Origin of the sequence: Lacticaseibacillus camelliae DSM 22697 = JCM 13995, assembly GCF_001436615.1 — a bacterium.
Taxonomy (GTDB): domain Bacteria; phylum Bacillota; class Bacilli; order Lactobacillales; family Lactobacillaceae; genus Lacticaseibacillus; species Lacticaseibacillus camelliae.
The window spans coordinates 1-16170 of record NZ_AYZJ01000035.1 but is presented as its reverse complement, the minus strand read 5'-3'; the positions used below and the strand labels follow the sequence as shown (position 1 = coordinate 16170).

12 protein-coding genes are annotated in these 16170 nt (G+C 58.7%); 2 read left to right on the top strand and 10 right to left on the bottom strand.

The features are described 5' to 3' along the window. Nucleotides 1–309: 309 nt before the first annotated feature. A complete protein-coding gene (gene phnX, locus FC75_RS07725) occupies nt 310–1107 on the bottom strand; it encodes a phosphonoacetaldehyde hydrolase (RefSeq protein ID WP_054665937.1) in 798 nt (265 codons plus the stop codon). Nucleotides 1108–1636: 529 nt separating this feature from the next. Between phnX and FC75_RS12470 the strand changes: the two genes are divergently transcribed. Both FC75_RS12470 and FC75_RS07720 read left to right on the top strand, forming a co-directional pair. Further along, nucleotides 1637–1804, top strand: a complete 168-nt coding sequence (locus FC75_RS12470; protein WP_082397855.1) for an LPXTG cell wall anchor domain-containing protein — start codon at nt 1637–1639, stop codon at nt 1802–1804. A gap of 39 nt (nt 1805–1843) precedes the next feature. Beyond that, nucleotides 1844–3085, top strand: a complete 1242-nt coding sequence (locus FC75_RS07720) for a glycosyltransferase family 2 protein (RefSeq protein ID WP_056989561.1) — start codon at nt 1844–1846, stop codon at nt 3083–3085. Nucleotides 3086–3182: 97 nt separating this feature from the next. Here the strand turns inward: FC75_RS07720 and FC75_RS07715 are convergent, their stop codons facing one another. The 9 genes from FC75_RS07715 to FC75_RS07675 all read right to left on the bottom strand — a co-directional run bounded on the left by FC75_RS07715 (nt 3183) and on the right by FC75_RS07675 (nt 16081). Further along, nucleotides 3183–5279, bottom strand: coding sequence for a glycoside hydrolase family 36 protein (locus FC75_RS07715; RefSeq protein ID WP_156403594.1), 2097 nt, complete (start codon nt 5277–5279; stop codon nt 3183–3185). A gap of 1 nt (nt 5280) precedes the next feature. After that, nucleotides 5281–6579 (bottom strand): RNA polymerase factor sigma-54, encoded by a 1299-nt coding sequence (gene rpoN / locus FC75_RS07710; protein ID WP_056989559.1) that lies wholly within the window; start codon nt 6577–6579, stop codon nt 5281–5283. A gap of 28 nt (nt 6580–6607) precedes the next feature. Beyond that, nucleotides 6608–7411, bottom strand: coding sequence for an HAD family hydrolase (locus tag FC75_RS07705; RefSeq protein ID WP_054665916.1), 804 nt, complete (start codon nt 7409–7411; stop codon nt 6608–6610). Continuing rightward, nucleotides 7398–7790, bottom strand: coding sequence for a PTS sugar transporter subunit IIA (locus tag FC75_RS07700; RefSeq protein WP_054665913.1), 393 nt, complete (start codon nt 7788–7790; stop codon nt 7398–7400). The genes FC75_RS07705 and FC75_RS07700 overlap by 14 nt, the downstream gene beginning before the upstream one ends. A 319-nt stretch (nt 7791–8109) precedes the next feature. Continuing rightward, nucleotides 8110–11385 (bottom strand): discoidin domain-containing protein, encoded by a 3276-nt coding sequence (locus tag FC75_RS07695; protein WP_056989558.1) that lies wholly within the window; start codon nt 11383–11385, stop codon nt 8110–8112. Nucleotides 11386–11570: 185 nt separating this feature from the next. Then, nucleotides 11571–13160 (bottom strand): glycoside hydrolase family 43 protein, encoded by a 1590-nt coding sequence (locus FC75_RS07690; RefSeq protein ID WP_054666050.1) that lies wholly within the window; start codon nt 13158–13160, stop codon nt 11571–11573. Then, nucleotides 13157–14083, bottom strand: a complete 927-nt coding sequence (locus FC75_RS07685) for a glycoside hydrolase family 43 protein (protein WP_054666054.1) — start codon at nt 14081–14083, stop codon at nt 13157–13159. Before FC75_RS07685 ends, FC75_RS07690 begins: the two co-directional genes overlap by 4 nt. Continuing rightward, complete coding sequence (locus tag FC75_RS07680) at nt 14077–15189, bottom strand: glycoside hydrolase family 88 protein (RefSeq protein WP_235808715.1); 1113 nt, start codon at nt 15187–15189, stop codon at nt 14077–14079. The genes FC75_RS07685 and FC75_RS07680 overlap by 7 nt, the downstream gene beginning before the upstream one ends. A gap of 67 nt (nt 15190–15256) precedes the next feature. Further along, a complete protein-coding gene (locus FC75_RS07675; protein WP_054666060.1) occupies nt 15257–16081 on the bottom strand; it encodes a PTS system mannose/fructose/sorbose family transporter subunit IID in 825 nt (274 codons plus the stop codon). Between the last annotated feature and the right edge of the window lie 89 nt (nt 16082–16170).

Below are 16170 nucleotides of genomic sequence, written 5' to 3'. Positions count from 1 at the left end.
TGGCCTTTCTGGTCTAGTCGTCAGGGTGTTGCACTTGAATTGTAAACTGGGGCAATCGTCAAATCATAATAATGACGGCCTTATCGGCAATAATAGGAACAAGCAAAAAACAAATTTTTATCTCTTTTTGTTTGCGTTGATTGGTCATGTATAAGGATGATAAGGGCTGGATTAAAAAGATTTTTTCCAGAACCGCGATTGGTCAGCAAAAAAGCAATCCAAAGACGGACTGCTTCGGTTTCGTAATATTATGGGCGCTCTTCCACCCAGCTTTAAAGAGGTGTACCCATCCACGCCGATGACCTGGTCTCAGAGCGCATCACTCTGGTTCATGCTTGCCTCGCTTTGCATCAACCGCATCAGGTCGCGCGCATTATTGACAATCAGGTCGGCGCCGGCTACGGCATACTCGCGGCGCGCCTGCAATCGTAACGCCTGCTGGTCCTGATTGGGAAGCGCCAGCCACTGCGCCTTGGACAGGCCCAGCAAACCCGCACCTTCGATCACCCCGACAGCATTGGCTCCGGCCGCCTGCCCCGCCCGAATATCGTCCAGCGTATCGCCGAACACGATCGTCCGCGCCGGATGCTGAACGCCAAGATGTGCCATGGCCAGTCGATTCATCGCCGGGTCTGGCCGGTCGACGCCGGTATCCTTGACGGTGACGTTAACGCGGGGGCGAAAGCCTTGCGGCGCCACCAGTGGCAACAGATCCGTAATCAGGTCCGCATCCCAGCCGCTCGTGGTCCCGTATGGAATCGAATTGGCCTCCAGGTACGCGATCAGGTCCCGCACCCCGGGCTTCAGCTGGGCGTGCGTGGGCAAAATGGCCAGCAAGTTGCGCTTGAACGCAGAGAACAGACTCAGTGCAATGTCGTCCGCGCTGATTTTGCCAAAGCGGTCCAAGGCGGCGTTGCGCACGCCGTCATCCTTGAGCAGCTGGTGGATGAGGGACATCTTATCTAGCTTCAGGTCTTGTTGCGTCACCGCGCCTGAGCCCTCAATGCCGAAACTGGCGAAAGTCCGCTGCAAAGCGACCACTGGCGCCTGATTGCCGTAGTCGATCGTTGTGCCGGCCCAGTCAAAAATCACTGCTTCGATTGCCATGATGTCCTCCTTGGGTAAAGTAGCCCCCGCGTATAAATTGCCATTACTAGCCGCCGTTACTACCACAATGACCTCAACCCATGATAGATTTTGCAAATCCGTGCTGATCTCCCTCAGCAGTTCAGAATTTCTGACCTGGCAAACCGACTTGCCGTGCCATCAACGAATGAGCTGTCTACGTCTTAACGCAGGCAAACCGTTTAACACCCAATTGTTTCCCTTTCAGCATAGCGGAACACTGTAAAAATTAAGACCGCAAAAGGTAAGGGTCACGTTAAACCTTTGCCGCCAACGTAAAGCAAAACGAAACAAGGGATTGGTCACTTTAATAAGCATTGGGTACTACCACGTATCGTGAGTCTAACGCCTGTTCAAGCACACCAAGACCTGTTTCAGACAGAAGAATATTTGAGCGTGTAAAACAGCCGTTGAACAAAAACTTATGTTATTAATAATTATTTTCTTTACAAGTCTTTTGTTAACCAGATATACTAAAAAAGTTCCAAATTTAATTTAGGAGGTACTCCATATGTACGGAAACGTTTCGAAAGCCGGACTTGCCGGCGCTGCTGTCCTGCCGGCCACCGGCTCGGCCATCTCACCATGGATCACCATCATTGGTTATGGCTTGCTGGCCGTCACCCTCATCTCTTTCATTTACCTGAAGCGCACGGCGAAGGTCGCCACCAAAAAATAAACCAAGAGGGAGCGGGGGCAATCGCCCCTTATTAATTTTATGTACACATTATTGTTAATATCGGTCGCGATTCTCGCCGCAATCAACTTTTCCAGAATTTTCGTCTCCATGACCGTGGCCAATCTCACCAAGGCGCGTAAAATCAAGCAACGCCGGGCCCAAGGGACAACGACCTCACTGGGAATCAGCGTGGTCGTCCCTGCGTACAATGAAGAAAAAAGTATCGCCCAGTGCGTCGAGTCGCTTTTCGCCAATGATTACGCGGATAAAGAAGTCATCGTAGTCAACGATGGGTCATCAGACCAGACGCAAAACATTTTGGAAGCCATGAAGGTTAAGTATCCCGAACTGATTGTGGTGCACCAGGAAAACGCCGGCAAGGCCAGAGCACTCAACAACGGCATCCGAAACTATGTCACTAAAGACCTGGTAATGGGACTGGACGGCGATTCACAGGTGGCGTCAGATGCGCTTGCAAAAATGGCCGCACATTTCGAAGCCGACTCACAGTTGGTGGCCGCGGCGACCAATGTGCGAATTGCCAGCGCTCACACACTGATTGAGTACGCCCAAAAATTTGAATACTTGATTGGCTATAAGTACAAAGAGTCTGAGCCAAGCTTCAACCTGGAGTACATTATCGGTGGTATCGGCTCGACCTTTCGCCTGAGTGCCTTGCTTGCGGTCGGTTGTTACAGCACCGATTCCATTACTGAAGACATCGATTTATCCATGAAAATGATCAACGTTCTCGGCAACAAAGAAGCCCATTTCGATTATGCGGATGACGTGCTGTGCTTCACCCCACCAGCACATAATTTTACTGATTTGAGAAAGCAGCGGTTCCGCTGGAAATACGGTCGATTCAAGGCCCTCATGAAAAACAGGCGGCTGTTCTTTTCGCGCCAGTTCGATAAATATAGCGCGACCCTCACCTGGTGGAAGTTACCAAAGATTGTTTTCTTCGAGGAAGTCATGATGCTGCTGGACCCACTGCTGGTAGGCTTCATGTTTTACATTCTGTACACCTACTTCGACTTCACCGTGGTGAGTGGCTCACTAGTGACCTTTCTGATTGTTTCCCTGATGTCTGTTTTTTCGGACACCACCCTTTCAAAAAAGGAACGGGTCGTCATGACCCTGACTTCCCCATTGACACTGATGCTGATGTACATCATCAATGTGGTCGACCTCTTATCCTTGCTCAAATGCATCACCAAGTTCAAGGAAATCATCTTCAACACCAACCAAACCTCAAAGTGGACGCACATTGCCCGCTAACTGCGGATAAGCAAATGAGAATTGATAGTGAAGCAAACGCCCCGTTCATTCGAACGGGGCGTTTTTTCATCTCATAATCACGGGAAACCAAGCGCTGCTAGCCTTGCCGTTTTAGTGCCAACGCAATAGCGTGATAGCCTGCAGACGCTGCGGTCACGCGCAGGTTTGCCTCGTCAACGTGCAACTGGTCGCTGCCGTAGCGGGCCACCACCTGCCACTGGCCGGCTGGCAGTCCCAACTCCACCACCGTGGCGGCTTCAGGGGCCATGCTCCAGACCATGACCACGGCTTCGGCGCTGTCAGCCAGGGTGGCACCGTTGTAAAAGCCGACCACCTGAACGCCATGCGGATCGTGATAGCTGAGCACCGGCGCGCCCAGGCGGTATGCCGTGCCGTTAAAAATCAGCGGCGCATGCGCCTGATAAAACGCGATGCCGGCATCGACGGTCGCCCACTGCGCGGCGCTCAGATCTCGAATGTCACCGGACAGGCAGATACGCCCCAGGAATGTGGCAATCAAGTGGTAGTACAGCGTCTCCAAGTCCTCATCCGCGTGCAGCACGCACCAGATCAGATTCTTGGCCGGCGGGATCACCACCAGCTCATTGGCGGCCACGATTGGGATCGCCAGCGTGTCATGGGCATCGGAAAATGACGAAAACTCGGTGTTTTCGATGAACGCCGGCGTCAACCGGTGCCCGCCCGACGAACAGTTTTCGATTTGAAGGCCTGGCAGCTGCCGGTGCACATCGGCCAGCACCGCCAGGGTGGCGTCGATTTGGTCCTCCAGGGCCGCCGCGCCCGGGTGCGTACCGTCAATGACGGGCCCGAGCGTGTCGTTGTAGTCCACCTTCAGGTAATCAAAGCCATTGGCCTTGAGCAGATCGATCATCCGCGTCTGCAAAAACTGCCGATTGACCGGCTGCGTCATGTCGAGGAACCGGCGCTTCAAGGTAGCGACCACCTGCCCGTCGCGCTTAGCCAGCACCGCCTCGTCCTTGGCGCGGTCACTTTCCGGCCCGACATTTTCGAATTCAAACCAGATGCCAGCCTTCATGCCGCGATGATGAATCGCCGCGACCACCGGCTTCAGTCCATCAGGAAAGGCGTCCCGGTCGACCTGCCAGTCCCCGATTTGCGGGTCAAAATTGGTGCTGCCTTTGCGAAACCATCCGGCATCGATCACGTACGTCCCAATGCGGTGGGCCGCCAGCAGCGGCAGGGCCCGGTTGATCGACGCTGTCGTCGGCTCACCCCAGGTGGTCGCCCATTCGTTGTAAACCACGCTGGCATCACTGGCCTGCGCCGGCGCGAGCAGGCGCTTGCTGACCTGCAGCAACGGGCCCTGGCCGCAGGTGACGTAGGCAAACGGCGTGTGAATGGTCTCCCCCGGCGCCACCTCACGGAACCAGGCGCCGGTGTCGCGGTCCGGCAGCCCGCCGAAGACGACCAGCCGATCATCCAGCCGGGCGGCGTTCAGGCGCCAGGACGCCTTTCCTGCCAGTTGCACCAGCCACAGGCAGTCCTGGTCTTTGTCCTGCACCCCGACCAGCGGGAAGAAGCGCCGCACAGGCATGGTGCCGTTCTGACCAAAAGACTCAAGGCCCAGGCCGGATGGCTTCCAGCTCTCCTCCAGCCCGTATTCCTCAATTGGCCGCTGCTCCAGCCGGCCCTCCATCGCCCACTTCGAGCGCAGGCGCAGCAGGTCCAGGTCGCCAGTTTTTTGCTTGGCGTGAAACGGCGACAGGCCTGCCAGGCAAACCGACGCCAGACCGTCCAGCGTCTGGGGCGTCGCCGTTTGGTTGGTGAAGGTCGTCCAGGTTTTCAAGCGACGCTCCGCGGCCTGCCACACCAGCTCCTGCGTGTAGCGGTTGCCGTCGGGATCGACCAGCGCAGTGGTGACGTGCACGCCAGCGCTGCTCGGCACGATCAACTGACTGGCAAAAGTCAGGCTCCGGGCCGTAGCGCTGTTAAAACTCGTCGAGCCGTTTGAGAAGTTTTTATCGTACGGCTCCTGCCGCCGCTTGGCCTGGATCAGTGAAAAGGTGTTGACCTGGTCTGGCGGCGCCACCACAGACTGGGCCAAAGCGACGGGAAACACCGTCCACTCCACATGCTGATGGCCATCGATCAGGTAGCGCGTGACCATGTCGCCGCACGCCACCTCGGATAAAACACGTAATTGTTCTGTCAAACTAAACACTCCCTTGTTTGCGCTTGCGTGCGACCGGGATCTGCAATGCCGCCCGGTACTTGGCAACGGTCCGGCGCGCGATGTTCAGGCCCTGCTCGTGCAGCAGACCCACCAGCTCATCGTCGCTTAGCGGACGGGTCTTATCCTCCTTGGCAATCAGCGACGCCAGCGCCGTCTGAATCTGATCGACAGAATGCGTGGCGTCCTTGGCCGAATAACGGGAGAAGAAGGCCTTGATCAGCATGACCCCGAAGTCCGTCTGCAGGTACTTGCCGTTGATGGCGCGGCTGACAGTCGACTCGGCCAGCTGCAGCCGCTGCGCAATGTCCCGCAGCAGCAGTGGCGCCAGTGATTTTTGCTTCTGCATGAAAAGGGCGTACTGAGATTTTACCAGCTCGCGGCCGATCAGGCTCAGCGTCTCCTCGCGCCGCGCCAGACTGTACGTCAGGGATTGGTACTCGCCGAGTTTTTCCTTGAGGTAATGCTGCACCTCACTATCGGTCGAGTCCTTCAGCTGCGCGTAAGTCTCCTCGGCGAACACCAGCCGCGGCTGGTTGGCCTTGATCACGGCCATGCTCAGCTTGCCGTTCACCTGATGCACGCGCAGGTCCGGGACCACGAACTCGGTCGCCGTGTGGTTGTACGGCAAACCCGGGTCGGCGGACAGCGTGCGAATGTAGTTGAGCGCGGCCTTCAGCTGGCCTTCCGTCAGGTCCAGCGCCGAGCGAATGGCGGCCAAACGCCCCGCGGTCAGGTTGGCGAACTGATCCGTCAAAATGGCGATGACCCCAGTCGGCACCGGGTACTCATCCGCCTGGGCCTGCAGCAGCAGGCACTCCTGCAGGTCATGGGCGCCAACGCCGGGCGGATCCAGCCGCTGCAGCAGCGTGAGCGCATCGGCCAGCATGACATCGGTGATGCCCAGCTCCGCCTTAATTTGTTCATTGCTGACTGGCAGATACCCACGCGGGTCAAGTTGCTCGATCAGGTAAACCACCAGCGCGCGCAGCGGGGTTTTGCGCATGGTCAGCTGCACCTGTTCCAGCAGGTAATTAAACAGCGACTGCTGCGTGTCTTCGGTCTGGTAGCTCTCGCTCACGGCCGGCGCCACACTGGGTGCGTCCAGCCGCGTTTTGACGTCAAACAGCGGGTTGCCGAGGCTGAGGTCCTGCAGGTAGGCGGCCAAATCGATGGTATCAAGCTGAAGGACCAGGATCGACTGGCGCATGCCCTGGGTCAGGACCAGCTTTTGCGCCTGGGCCTGTTTTTGGCCGAAACTAAAATTCTGCGTTAACGCCATTGTGATCCCTCCTTTTTGCTTGACTGACTTATTTCAGCATCGGCAGCAGTGCCTTAGCGACGCCGCTGCTGGCGTGATTATCGACGACCAGCGCAGCCGCCTGTTTCACTTGCGGCAGCGCGTTGCTCATCGCCACCCCGCAACCGACGCCGGCCAGCATCGAAATATCGTTGTCGTAATCACCAAACGCCGCAACCTGCGACACCATCAGCCCAAGGTGCGCACACAGCCACTGAATGCCGCTCAACTTATCGACCCCAGGGGCGGTCATTTCAACGTAGCGGGTGTCGGTCCAGCAGCCGGTGGCCAGGTGCTGCGCGGTGACCGTGGCCAACGCCGCCCCGAGTGCACCCAAATCCGCGGCATAATAACTGACCTTAACCACCTCTTCGGCCTCAGCCGCCTGGTACAGCGGCGCCAAGTCACTTTTGGTCGCCGGCGCCTCAATGTAGGTCGGCACCCACTGGGCAGTTTGGGGGATGTAGTCCACGTTGGTGGTCATGGTACTGAGCGTCATGTTCACCCCGGCCGCAGCGCCCAGGTCGATCAACTTGCGGACGCGGGTGGGCGCCAGCGCCTGGCGATGAATCAGCTTACCGCTAGGATCGGCAATGCAAGCGCCGTTGAAGAAAATTTTATAACCGGAAACGGCCATCCCCGCCATCAGCGCTTCGATTGAAGGCAACCTGCGCCCAAACGCGACGGCAAACACCACGCCTTGCGTAGTGGCCGCTTGAAAGGCAGCACGGTTTTCCGCAGACACTTGGCCCTTGGGGTCAAGCAGCGTCCGGTCCAGGTCTGTGCAGATCAAGCGCGGCTTAGAAAAAGTCATTTTCGGCGTGCACCGGCTTGAGCCGGACCTCCTGGAGACTGTCGCGCGCGGATTGGATCACGTGATCGAGATCGGCGTTCGGGTTGAGCACCAGCTGCAGCACCAGCGCCATGTTCATCCCGCCGATCAAGCGGACATTTTGCCGCTTCAGCAGGGCCATGGCGGCATTGCACATGCTGCCGCCCACTAGGTCCGCCAAGATCAGCACCGGCTCGTCGCTGGGCAGGTCTTGGGCAAAGCCCGCAACGATGTCATCGGGATTTTCGCCCGGCATCAGGGCGTATGCGGATAAATTTTCCTGGGGTCCAGCAATCATTTCAACCGCCTTGGCGAGCCCTTTGGCCAGGCTGTTATGAGAAATCAAGATAATCTTTGTCATTCGTCACGTCTCCTCCGAATACTTCGCCCTACTTCAAGCAAATAGTATGCCAAAGCGCGCGTAATTGCTATTTCTCGCTATTTTTGCCACTTTTTCCGCTAAATCGGGGGGCTTGGAGGAAAAATGCGGCCGCGGCCTCAGCAGACCCCGCGCGTCTCGGCACTGTTTAAGCCGGGCTAAACACTAGAAAAAATTAGCGTTCAGTCCTTGGGCCAGCGCCTGCCTGAACGCAAAACGGGTCCCTCATCACCTGACAAGAGACCCGCTCTGCACATTCGTGCTAGGGGGAAGTGCCGTTTAATGCAGGCCTGCGCCTGAGCTAGTTCGCGTGGCGCCGGCGGTACGCGACCGCTGCGCCGCCGCTGACCAAGATCAACAGCCCGATCCAGCTCAAGTTCTTGGCCACCCGTTCACCCAGCTGCGCCAGCTTGGCTTTGTGAGTCGGCGCTTGCGCCTGCTGGTGCGCGCCGGTCTGCGGCTTACTTGCCGCCGCTGGCTTGGCAGCAGTCGCCTTAGCTGCCGCCTGGGCCGGCTGCTGCGGCGCCGCTGCACCCGCGCCGCCGTTTGCCGGGATCCGGCCCTGATCGAAGGTGGTGTCTGGGCCGCCAGGTTGACCCTGATGACCTTTGGTTGGCACCTCACTTTGACCCTGGCTGTGATCCTTGGCCGGCTGGTCAGTGGGATCTGTCAACAAGGTTGGGCGCACCTTGCCCGCCGGATTCGGGGCGACTTCGGCCCGGGTCCCAAACAGGTGGAGCTCGCCGTAATCGGCAATGCCTGGGTAGGCCGGATCGGTCGGCGTGCCCGGATCATCAACCTGAATCTTGATGTAGCGATAAGCAATCTGTGCCTGCTTTGGATCGATCTGAATCGTCTGCGGCTGATTGCTCAACTGGTTTTCGGCAGTGGTTAACTTCGTCCACGTGGTGCCGTCGTTGGATCCGTACAGATTGGTCCCCTGCGCCCGGTTCGGGAAGCCGGTGCGGGCCAAGTACATCACGGACTGAAGCGTGACTGTGTAGTCCTTGCCAAAATCAAGCACGGCCGCCGTGTGCCAGTCGCCGCCAATGGTGCTTTGGTTGTCATCCGTCAGCTTGGCCGCGCTGAACGTCTGCTTCGGGTCAATGGCGTGGGTCGTCTTATCGAGCAGATTGGCCGCCGCCAGGTCCGGGTAAGCGCCGTATGCCAGGCTGCCGTCCTTCAGCGTCGGGTTCAGCAATTCACCGGCGGCAATGGCCGCGGTGTAGTCACTTAACGCCGCCTGGAACTGCGCATCGGTGCCGGTTTTGACTAGGGCCTGGACCTTGGCCGCGGCGGCATTGATCGCCGCCATTGAAGCGGTCGTGTAAGGCGCTTTTTGCAGCTCAGTCGTCGCCTGATTGTAAGCTTGAATCCGGTTCTTCTCGCTGGTCACGGTGAAGGTCTTGGTGACTGTGCGCTGACCGTTGGTGGCTTCGACCGTCACCGGATAAGTGCCCGTGCTGGTTGGCTGCCAAGTCAACTTGCCCGTTGCACTCAGGGTCATCCCCTTTGGGCCATCGACCAAGGTCAGCGAGGTTGCATTGGTGGCTGTCAGGTCCAGGTTCAGCGTCTGGCCCAGAAAGACCACGGCGTCCTTTGCGGTCTCGCCGATCTGCGGCAGTGCGGCCTTGTCGGTGTAGCTGCCAGCGGCAAAGGTGACCGTCACCTTAGGCTGATCTGCAACGACCGCGAAAAAGTCAATGTTGGCATTGCCGTTCAGCGTCGGGTAAGCCACCGTGAGCCACTGGTTGTGGGTGTTTGGTAGCGTCAACGTTTGGTAAACCTGATCTGGCTGGTTATCGCGACTGACCAGCAGCTTGGCGACGCCGGTGGTCTTCAGCTTCAGCGCAAAGGCGCCGTCTGTCGGCTTCTCTAGGCCGGCCAGCGCGATCTGCGAGCCGCCGCGCACCGTCTTGGTGTCCTTCGGGTACAGCTTATCGTACTCGGTTTCCTTGATGCTGCTTTGGTCCTTGACCGCCGTCACTTGGAGCCCGTCTTTGGTCTTGGTCGCGTGGTCCGCATCGAGGACCGTGCCGAACTGGGCAAAGGAAACATCCTTTGAAGCACTACCAGTGCTCGGGAACGTCGCCGCGTCTGCCGCTTTGCCGGCCGGAATGGACAGCCAGTACTCGGCCCCAACCTCGGTGATCTTCGAATCGGAGTATGCGCCCCAGTAGTTCATTTTAGTCGTGCCAGTGTAGTATTCCGGTGCGTTCAAGTGCGTAGCTTCCGCAGTGAGCGCGGGTGCGATCTGCGCCAACTCACTGGCCGACATATTTTCCTGATAACGATAGTAGTCGTAAACCTCGCTGAGGCTGAAGAACTTATTCAGCCGGCCGCGGCCGTCCGTGCTGACCGCGCCGCCGTAATCGATGATGTTCTGGACCCCATCGGATTCAATGGCCGGATGGGCCGCGTCTCCGGGCTGAGACACCTGGATCCACGGCACAGTTTCGCCTAAGTTGTACTTGTAAAACTGTTCAACGCCTTTCAACAGGCGCTGGTCGCCGAACTGGTAAGGGTCCACCGCGCTCTCAGCGGTCGAAGGCACGCCGGTCGTCTTGTCGACCTTGATGCCCTGGTTGTTGATGATGCGCGCCAGGCCGGCGAGGCAGAGCACGTCGTCCTTTGCGTGGTTCTCATCACGGCCCATTTCCAGGTGCTGAACAAAACTCTGGCCGGTCGGGTTGCGCGGATCATCGGCGGCAATCACGTGAAACAGGTTGCCCAAGGCCCCGTTGATGTTGGGCCGCGCCGAGGTCGCGTTGACAAAAGTCTGCTCAACATCGGCCGCGTACGCCTCACGGTCATCCTTGAAAATGGCCCCGGCCATCGCCCCGGTCAGCGCGTACAGGTGCTGATTGAAGTACTGATCCTTGATTTTGATCAGCAGGGTCGCCGTCAGTGGGTCAACCAGATTCTTGACCAGCTGGTCGTTGTCCTGAGTCGACCACCGCAGATCCACGTTGTTGCCCGCGGCGTCAGTGTACACATTGGCACCCACGACCGACGTGTACTTCAGCAGCTCGGCGGCGCTGACCATATAGTAGAACGGAATCGGCGCGTGAATGTGCGCGTCCGCGTAATACTTATAGCCGGCAGGGTTCATGTTTTCCCAGATCCGCACGAGTCGCAGCGCGTTGTAGCGGTACTGGCGGTTGCCGGTCAGGTAATACAACACCGCCTGCGTGTATGCACGGAACCCATCGGCGCTAAGCCGCGGCTCCTGCTTGTTGGACGTAAACGTGTTATCCAGCGGGGTATCAAAGGTCCCTTCCTTCAGGTTTGACGCCTGAAAATCAAGGCTGGCGTACGGACTCGCCAGCATGCCCTGGTAATAGGTCGTCCACGGCTGCGCCCCTTTGCTGAGCGCCGCGCGGGTCTGCTGCAGCTGCTCAGGGTCAACGCTGATCCCAGGGTGAACAAACCCGTCCTTTTTCACAATATTCAACTCAACACTGGTGCTGATTGGCGCCGTATCAGCGGCGTAAACCGGCTGGGTCGCAATGCCCAACAAGGTTCCTGCGGCCGCCGCAACGCCAAGCAGCCACAGCCCCAAACGATGATGCCTCATCTGTCTTCCTCCTGTCTTTGAAAAACGTCAACACTACCCCAATTAGAGCGGCCTTAAACAGCCAACTTGCTCACCCTTAATCAAGCAAGTACAATGCCAAACACTGTGGGGTGTTGTAACCGGAAAACCGGGGCCGCAAAAAAGGCGCCCAGGGTCTCCCCCAGGCGCCGCCATTCGACAATCGCTTAATCTTCTTGATAATTAAAATACTGAAAGTCCGCGTGCGAGCGGTGCTGGTCCATGTCCTGGGTGCAAATGCCGACCATGGCGCCGGTGAAGGCCAGCTTACCGTTGGCCTTGATGTGATCGTCGCTCAGGTGGTCTGCGGCATACGGCGTGGCCAGCACTTGCCACTGCGCTGCCCCCGCCTGGCGGTAGGCGAAGCGCGCCACCTCTCGGTCAACCTGCACGCGCAGCGCAACCGGCCCGGTAAAACGAATCGGTAGGTGCTCGGACAGGTAGCTGAACTTGCCGCAGTCCGCCACCTCCAGCTGCAGGTAGCGGCTGTGCAGCTCCTCATCATACGACAGGTGCAGATACGCCCAGTTGGCGGTGTCGTAGTACAGCACCAGGCCGGCCAGCTGCTGAAAGCTAGTGGGGGTAAAGTCCACGCAAGTTTCGGCGGTGAACTGAACACTTTGCCACCGACGCGCCAGCAGCGTTTGCGCGTCCAGGCTGGACAGACTTTCACGGCCGTACAGGCGCAGCCAGCCCGGCCGCGCCGTGAGTGAGGCGCGTTCCCCAAGCGGCTGGCGAAGCGTCTTCAGGCTGGCCGGTAGACTAGGCTGGTCAAACACAATGGCCTGCGAGTGGTCCAGCACCTGCACCGCAGTCGCCGGCGCTGAGGCAATCGTCACGGTTTGATCCGGCAGGTGGGTGCCGTTGGCCAAGTGCGGCCAGTCGTCTTCCCATACCAGCGGCTGGATCCCGGTTTCGCGGCCCAACGGATTGTTGCCGTGCGGCGTCAGCGGGCGCGCGCACAGAAACACAATGTACCAGTCGCCATTGGGCCCCGGCACGAAGCAGGCGTGGCCCGCCTTGGCCAGCGGCAAGTCGTCGTGGTACTTCGTCGAAATCAGCGGCTGCCACGGCGAAAGCACGTACGGCCCCCAAATGTTGCGGCTGCGCGCGACGGTCGAGGCGTGGCTGTAGCCCGTGCCTCCGGCGGCGCACAGCAGGTAGTACCAGCCGTTGCGCTTCATGATCTGCGGGCCTTCGCAAACACCCAGCGAGGTGCCTGGGAAGAAGCGCCGACGCTGACCGATCAGACTTTTTGTCTTAGCATCAAATTCTTGCATGACCACCCCGGCAAATCCCGGGTGGTCCAGCCGGTGATCAAACAGCATGTTCATGAAGTAATGGCGGCCGTCATCGTCGTGGAACAGCGCCGGATCAAAACCGCTGGCGCTGATAAACGTCGGCTTGCTCCACGGGCCGGTGATCGAAGGGCTGGTGATCACGTAATTGAGCGTGTCCTTGAACGCCGTGGCCGACTTCACGATCGTGTACACCAGCCAGAACTGGTCCTCGGCATAGCTGAGGTGCGGCGCCCAGATCGCGCCGGAATCGTAAACCCCGCGCAGATCTACGCGCGCCGGGTCGTTCAGCGGCTCGGCCACCAGCGTCCAGTTCACCAAATCGACGCTGTGATAGATCTCAACGCCCGGCCACCACTCAAACGTCGACGTCGCCAGATAATAATCGCCGCCCACCTTCAGCAGGCTGGGATCGGGACTGAAGCCCCGCAAAATTGGATTCTCCACTGTGGCACTCATGCGTTCACCTCCCCGCCAAATGGCGTTTGCGTCCAAGCCACGTGCAGGTCGCGGCCAGTAACTTCGATTGGCAAAATGCTGTAGCCGGACTGGCTCAGATCCGCCGGCTGCCAGTGATCCAGCAGCAGGTACCAGCGCCCGTCAATTGCCAACGCCGCGGCCGGCTGTCCGCCGTACGTCGTTGCCGCGGTCGGCCCCATGCAGGGGTTATCGATCAGCTTTTGCCCGGAAAAGAGAAACCGCGAGCGCGAGTACAGCGCCGGATTGGGCCGCCAGCCGGTTGTGCCAGAGGTGATGGTAAAGTACCAGTCACCCGCATGAAACACAGTCGGCGCCTCGCGCGCCTGATCGACCAAGATTTTGGCCGAAAAGCCGGTCAGGCCCAGGTAATCAGGCGTCAGTTGCGCAAAATACAGCGTCTGGTTCATGTCCGAGCTGAAGCACAGGTAGGCCTGGTCGCCGTCCTGAACCAGCGTCATGTCGCGGCTTTCCTGCCGGTTGGGCCGCAAGACATCATGCACGGTGAACGGACCGGTCGGCGCCTCTGCCGTGGCCACCACGCAGCCGGCGTACGTGTAGTCCTGGTTGTCAAAATGGGCCCACATCACGAATTTCCCGGTCCGGGCGTTGAACAACACCTTGGGCCGCTCGACCACACTGGTCACCTGCAGCCGGCCTTCGGGGTCTGAAGCCGGCGTCAGCACGCGGCCGGCATCGTGCCAGTCGCGCAGGTTTGAAGACGAGTAGCAGCGCACCCCGGTGAATGGGACGACTCGCTTGCCGGCTGCCACGAAGGCCGACTGGCTGCGGTCCTCCCCGTACCAATAATAGGTGCCCTGATGGCCAAGGATGGTGCCGCCGTGGGCCTGGATCAGCTGGCCGTCAACATCGCGCCACGGCTGGCCGTTCACGTTACCTACCATATCAGAAAGTCCTTCCCTAAAAGCCGCGTCAGCGTTTCGACCAGGTAAAAGTCACTGTAGATCAGCCGCACCTCGCGCAGCTTGTCGTGATACGCCGGGGTGGCCCCCAGCACGATGCCGTCGGTGGCCGGGTCCAGGTCCAGGTAATGGTCAATGACCGCCTGCAGCAGCTTGACCGCCGCCTCGTGGTACAGCGGCTTTTCAAATTCACCCACGTGCTTTTCAATCTCAAGCAGGCCGCAGGCGGCGCACAGCGAAGCCGACGTGTCGTAGATCACCGGCGTGGCCGGTGCGCGAAAATCAGCCAGCGGCACGTACCCGGTTGTTTCGACGTTGGCGATGAAGTAGCTCGCGACGCGCTTGGCGGTGTCCAGATAGGCCTGCTTTTGCGTGTGCGCATAGCTGAGCGCAAACCCGTACAGGGCCCAGGCCTGCCCGCGGGACCAGGACGACCCCGGCCCGTAGCCCTGGCCACCTGGGGTGTCCAGCAGTTGCCCATTGGTCGGGTCAAAAATGCCGATGTGATTCGTAGAGCCGTCCGGCCGCACGATGTTTTGCATGACGGTATCGGCGTGGTCCTCGGCCACATAGCCGAACCGCGGATCATCGATGGTGTCTCGCGCCCAGTATAGCAGCGGAATGTTCAGCATGCTGTCGATGATCACCCAGCCGGCGCGGTCGCGGTTCCACGAGCGAATGAACTTGCCACGCGGATTGTAGCGGCCGGCAAGCAGCGCCGCGGCATGCAGCCCGCGGGCCTTGCTGCGCTCACTGCCGGTCAGGCGGTAATCCGCAACGGCCGACAGCTGGTACATGAAGCCGACATCGTGGTGCAGCCCGGTGTAGATCGTCATCGCCTCGTCCAGTTCGGTCTCGTTGGCCTCGGCCGTTTCCTTGAACAGCGGGTCCTTGGTGGCGTTGTACATCAGCCATAGGGTGCCGGCCCAAAAGCCGTTCGTCCACCAAGTGATGTCCTTTTGCGCCATGTCTTCGTACTTACCGTCTGGCCCGGGTGTGTACGGGATGGCTGGGCCCAGCCGCTTGGCCTCAGCCGTCAGCTTAGTTTGCACCTTGGCGAACAATTCCTCATAACTTGTTTGTGCCACGATTGTTTCCTCCTTTTGTGCCATTTAAAGCAAAAAAGGCCCGCAGACACGAGCCTTTCAAGCTGTCCTATGCGCCGGTAATGCCCAGGAAGGTCAGCGCGAAGCCCAAGACGACCACGCCAATCAGGACTTTAACCGGGCTGACGTTCTTGCGCAGGAGCACGAAGCACCCAACCGCCAGCAGCAGTGGCAGCATCCCTGGCAGAATCTGGTCCAGAATCTTCTGCAGGACCAGCTCAGAGCCGTTGATTTTCCCTTTCAAAATGACTGGCACCTTGACCAAAGTGGCGATCATACCACCCACAACGGTGACCCCAACGATCGAAGCCGCCTTCGTGAACATTGTCATGACGCCGTTTTGAACAGCCTTGGCGATGTACTGGCTGCCCAGTTTGTAGCCAAATTTTTCACCGTACCAGCGGACCAGGATGTTCGGAATCAAGGCGAGCAGTGGCAGGGCGGCAACGACCAGGTTGCCAGTCTTGGCGAAGCTGATCGCGATGCCCATAATGATCAGCGCCCACACCCCGGAGAAGAACGTGTCGCCGATGCCGGCCAAAGGCCCCATGAGGCCGATCTTCATCCCACTGATACCAGCGGTGTCGAAGGTGCCCTTCGGTGCCTTGGCGTTCTCCTGCTCCATCGAAATTGCGAGCCCGGAAGCCAGGCCGTTCATGTTTGGTGTCGTGTTGTAAAATTCCATGTTGCGCTTCATGGCTTCCCAGAACTGGTCATCGTCTTTGTAAATTTTCCGGTAGGCTTTTTCGTGGACCCAGTCCCATGCGACGCCTTGCTGCCGGGTGTAAGACATGCAGAACCCCAGCCACATGTTGCGCCAAAAGAGGTGCTTGGTCAGCTTTTTGTCATCGGCAGTCATTTCAATTTTAGTCATTGAAGAAGTCCTCCTCTTTATCTCCTGAACTTACTTCCTCAATTTTCAAGTCAAGTGCAACGATGATAACGAATCCTTGATAGTGGTCT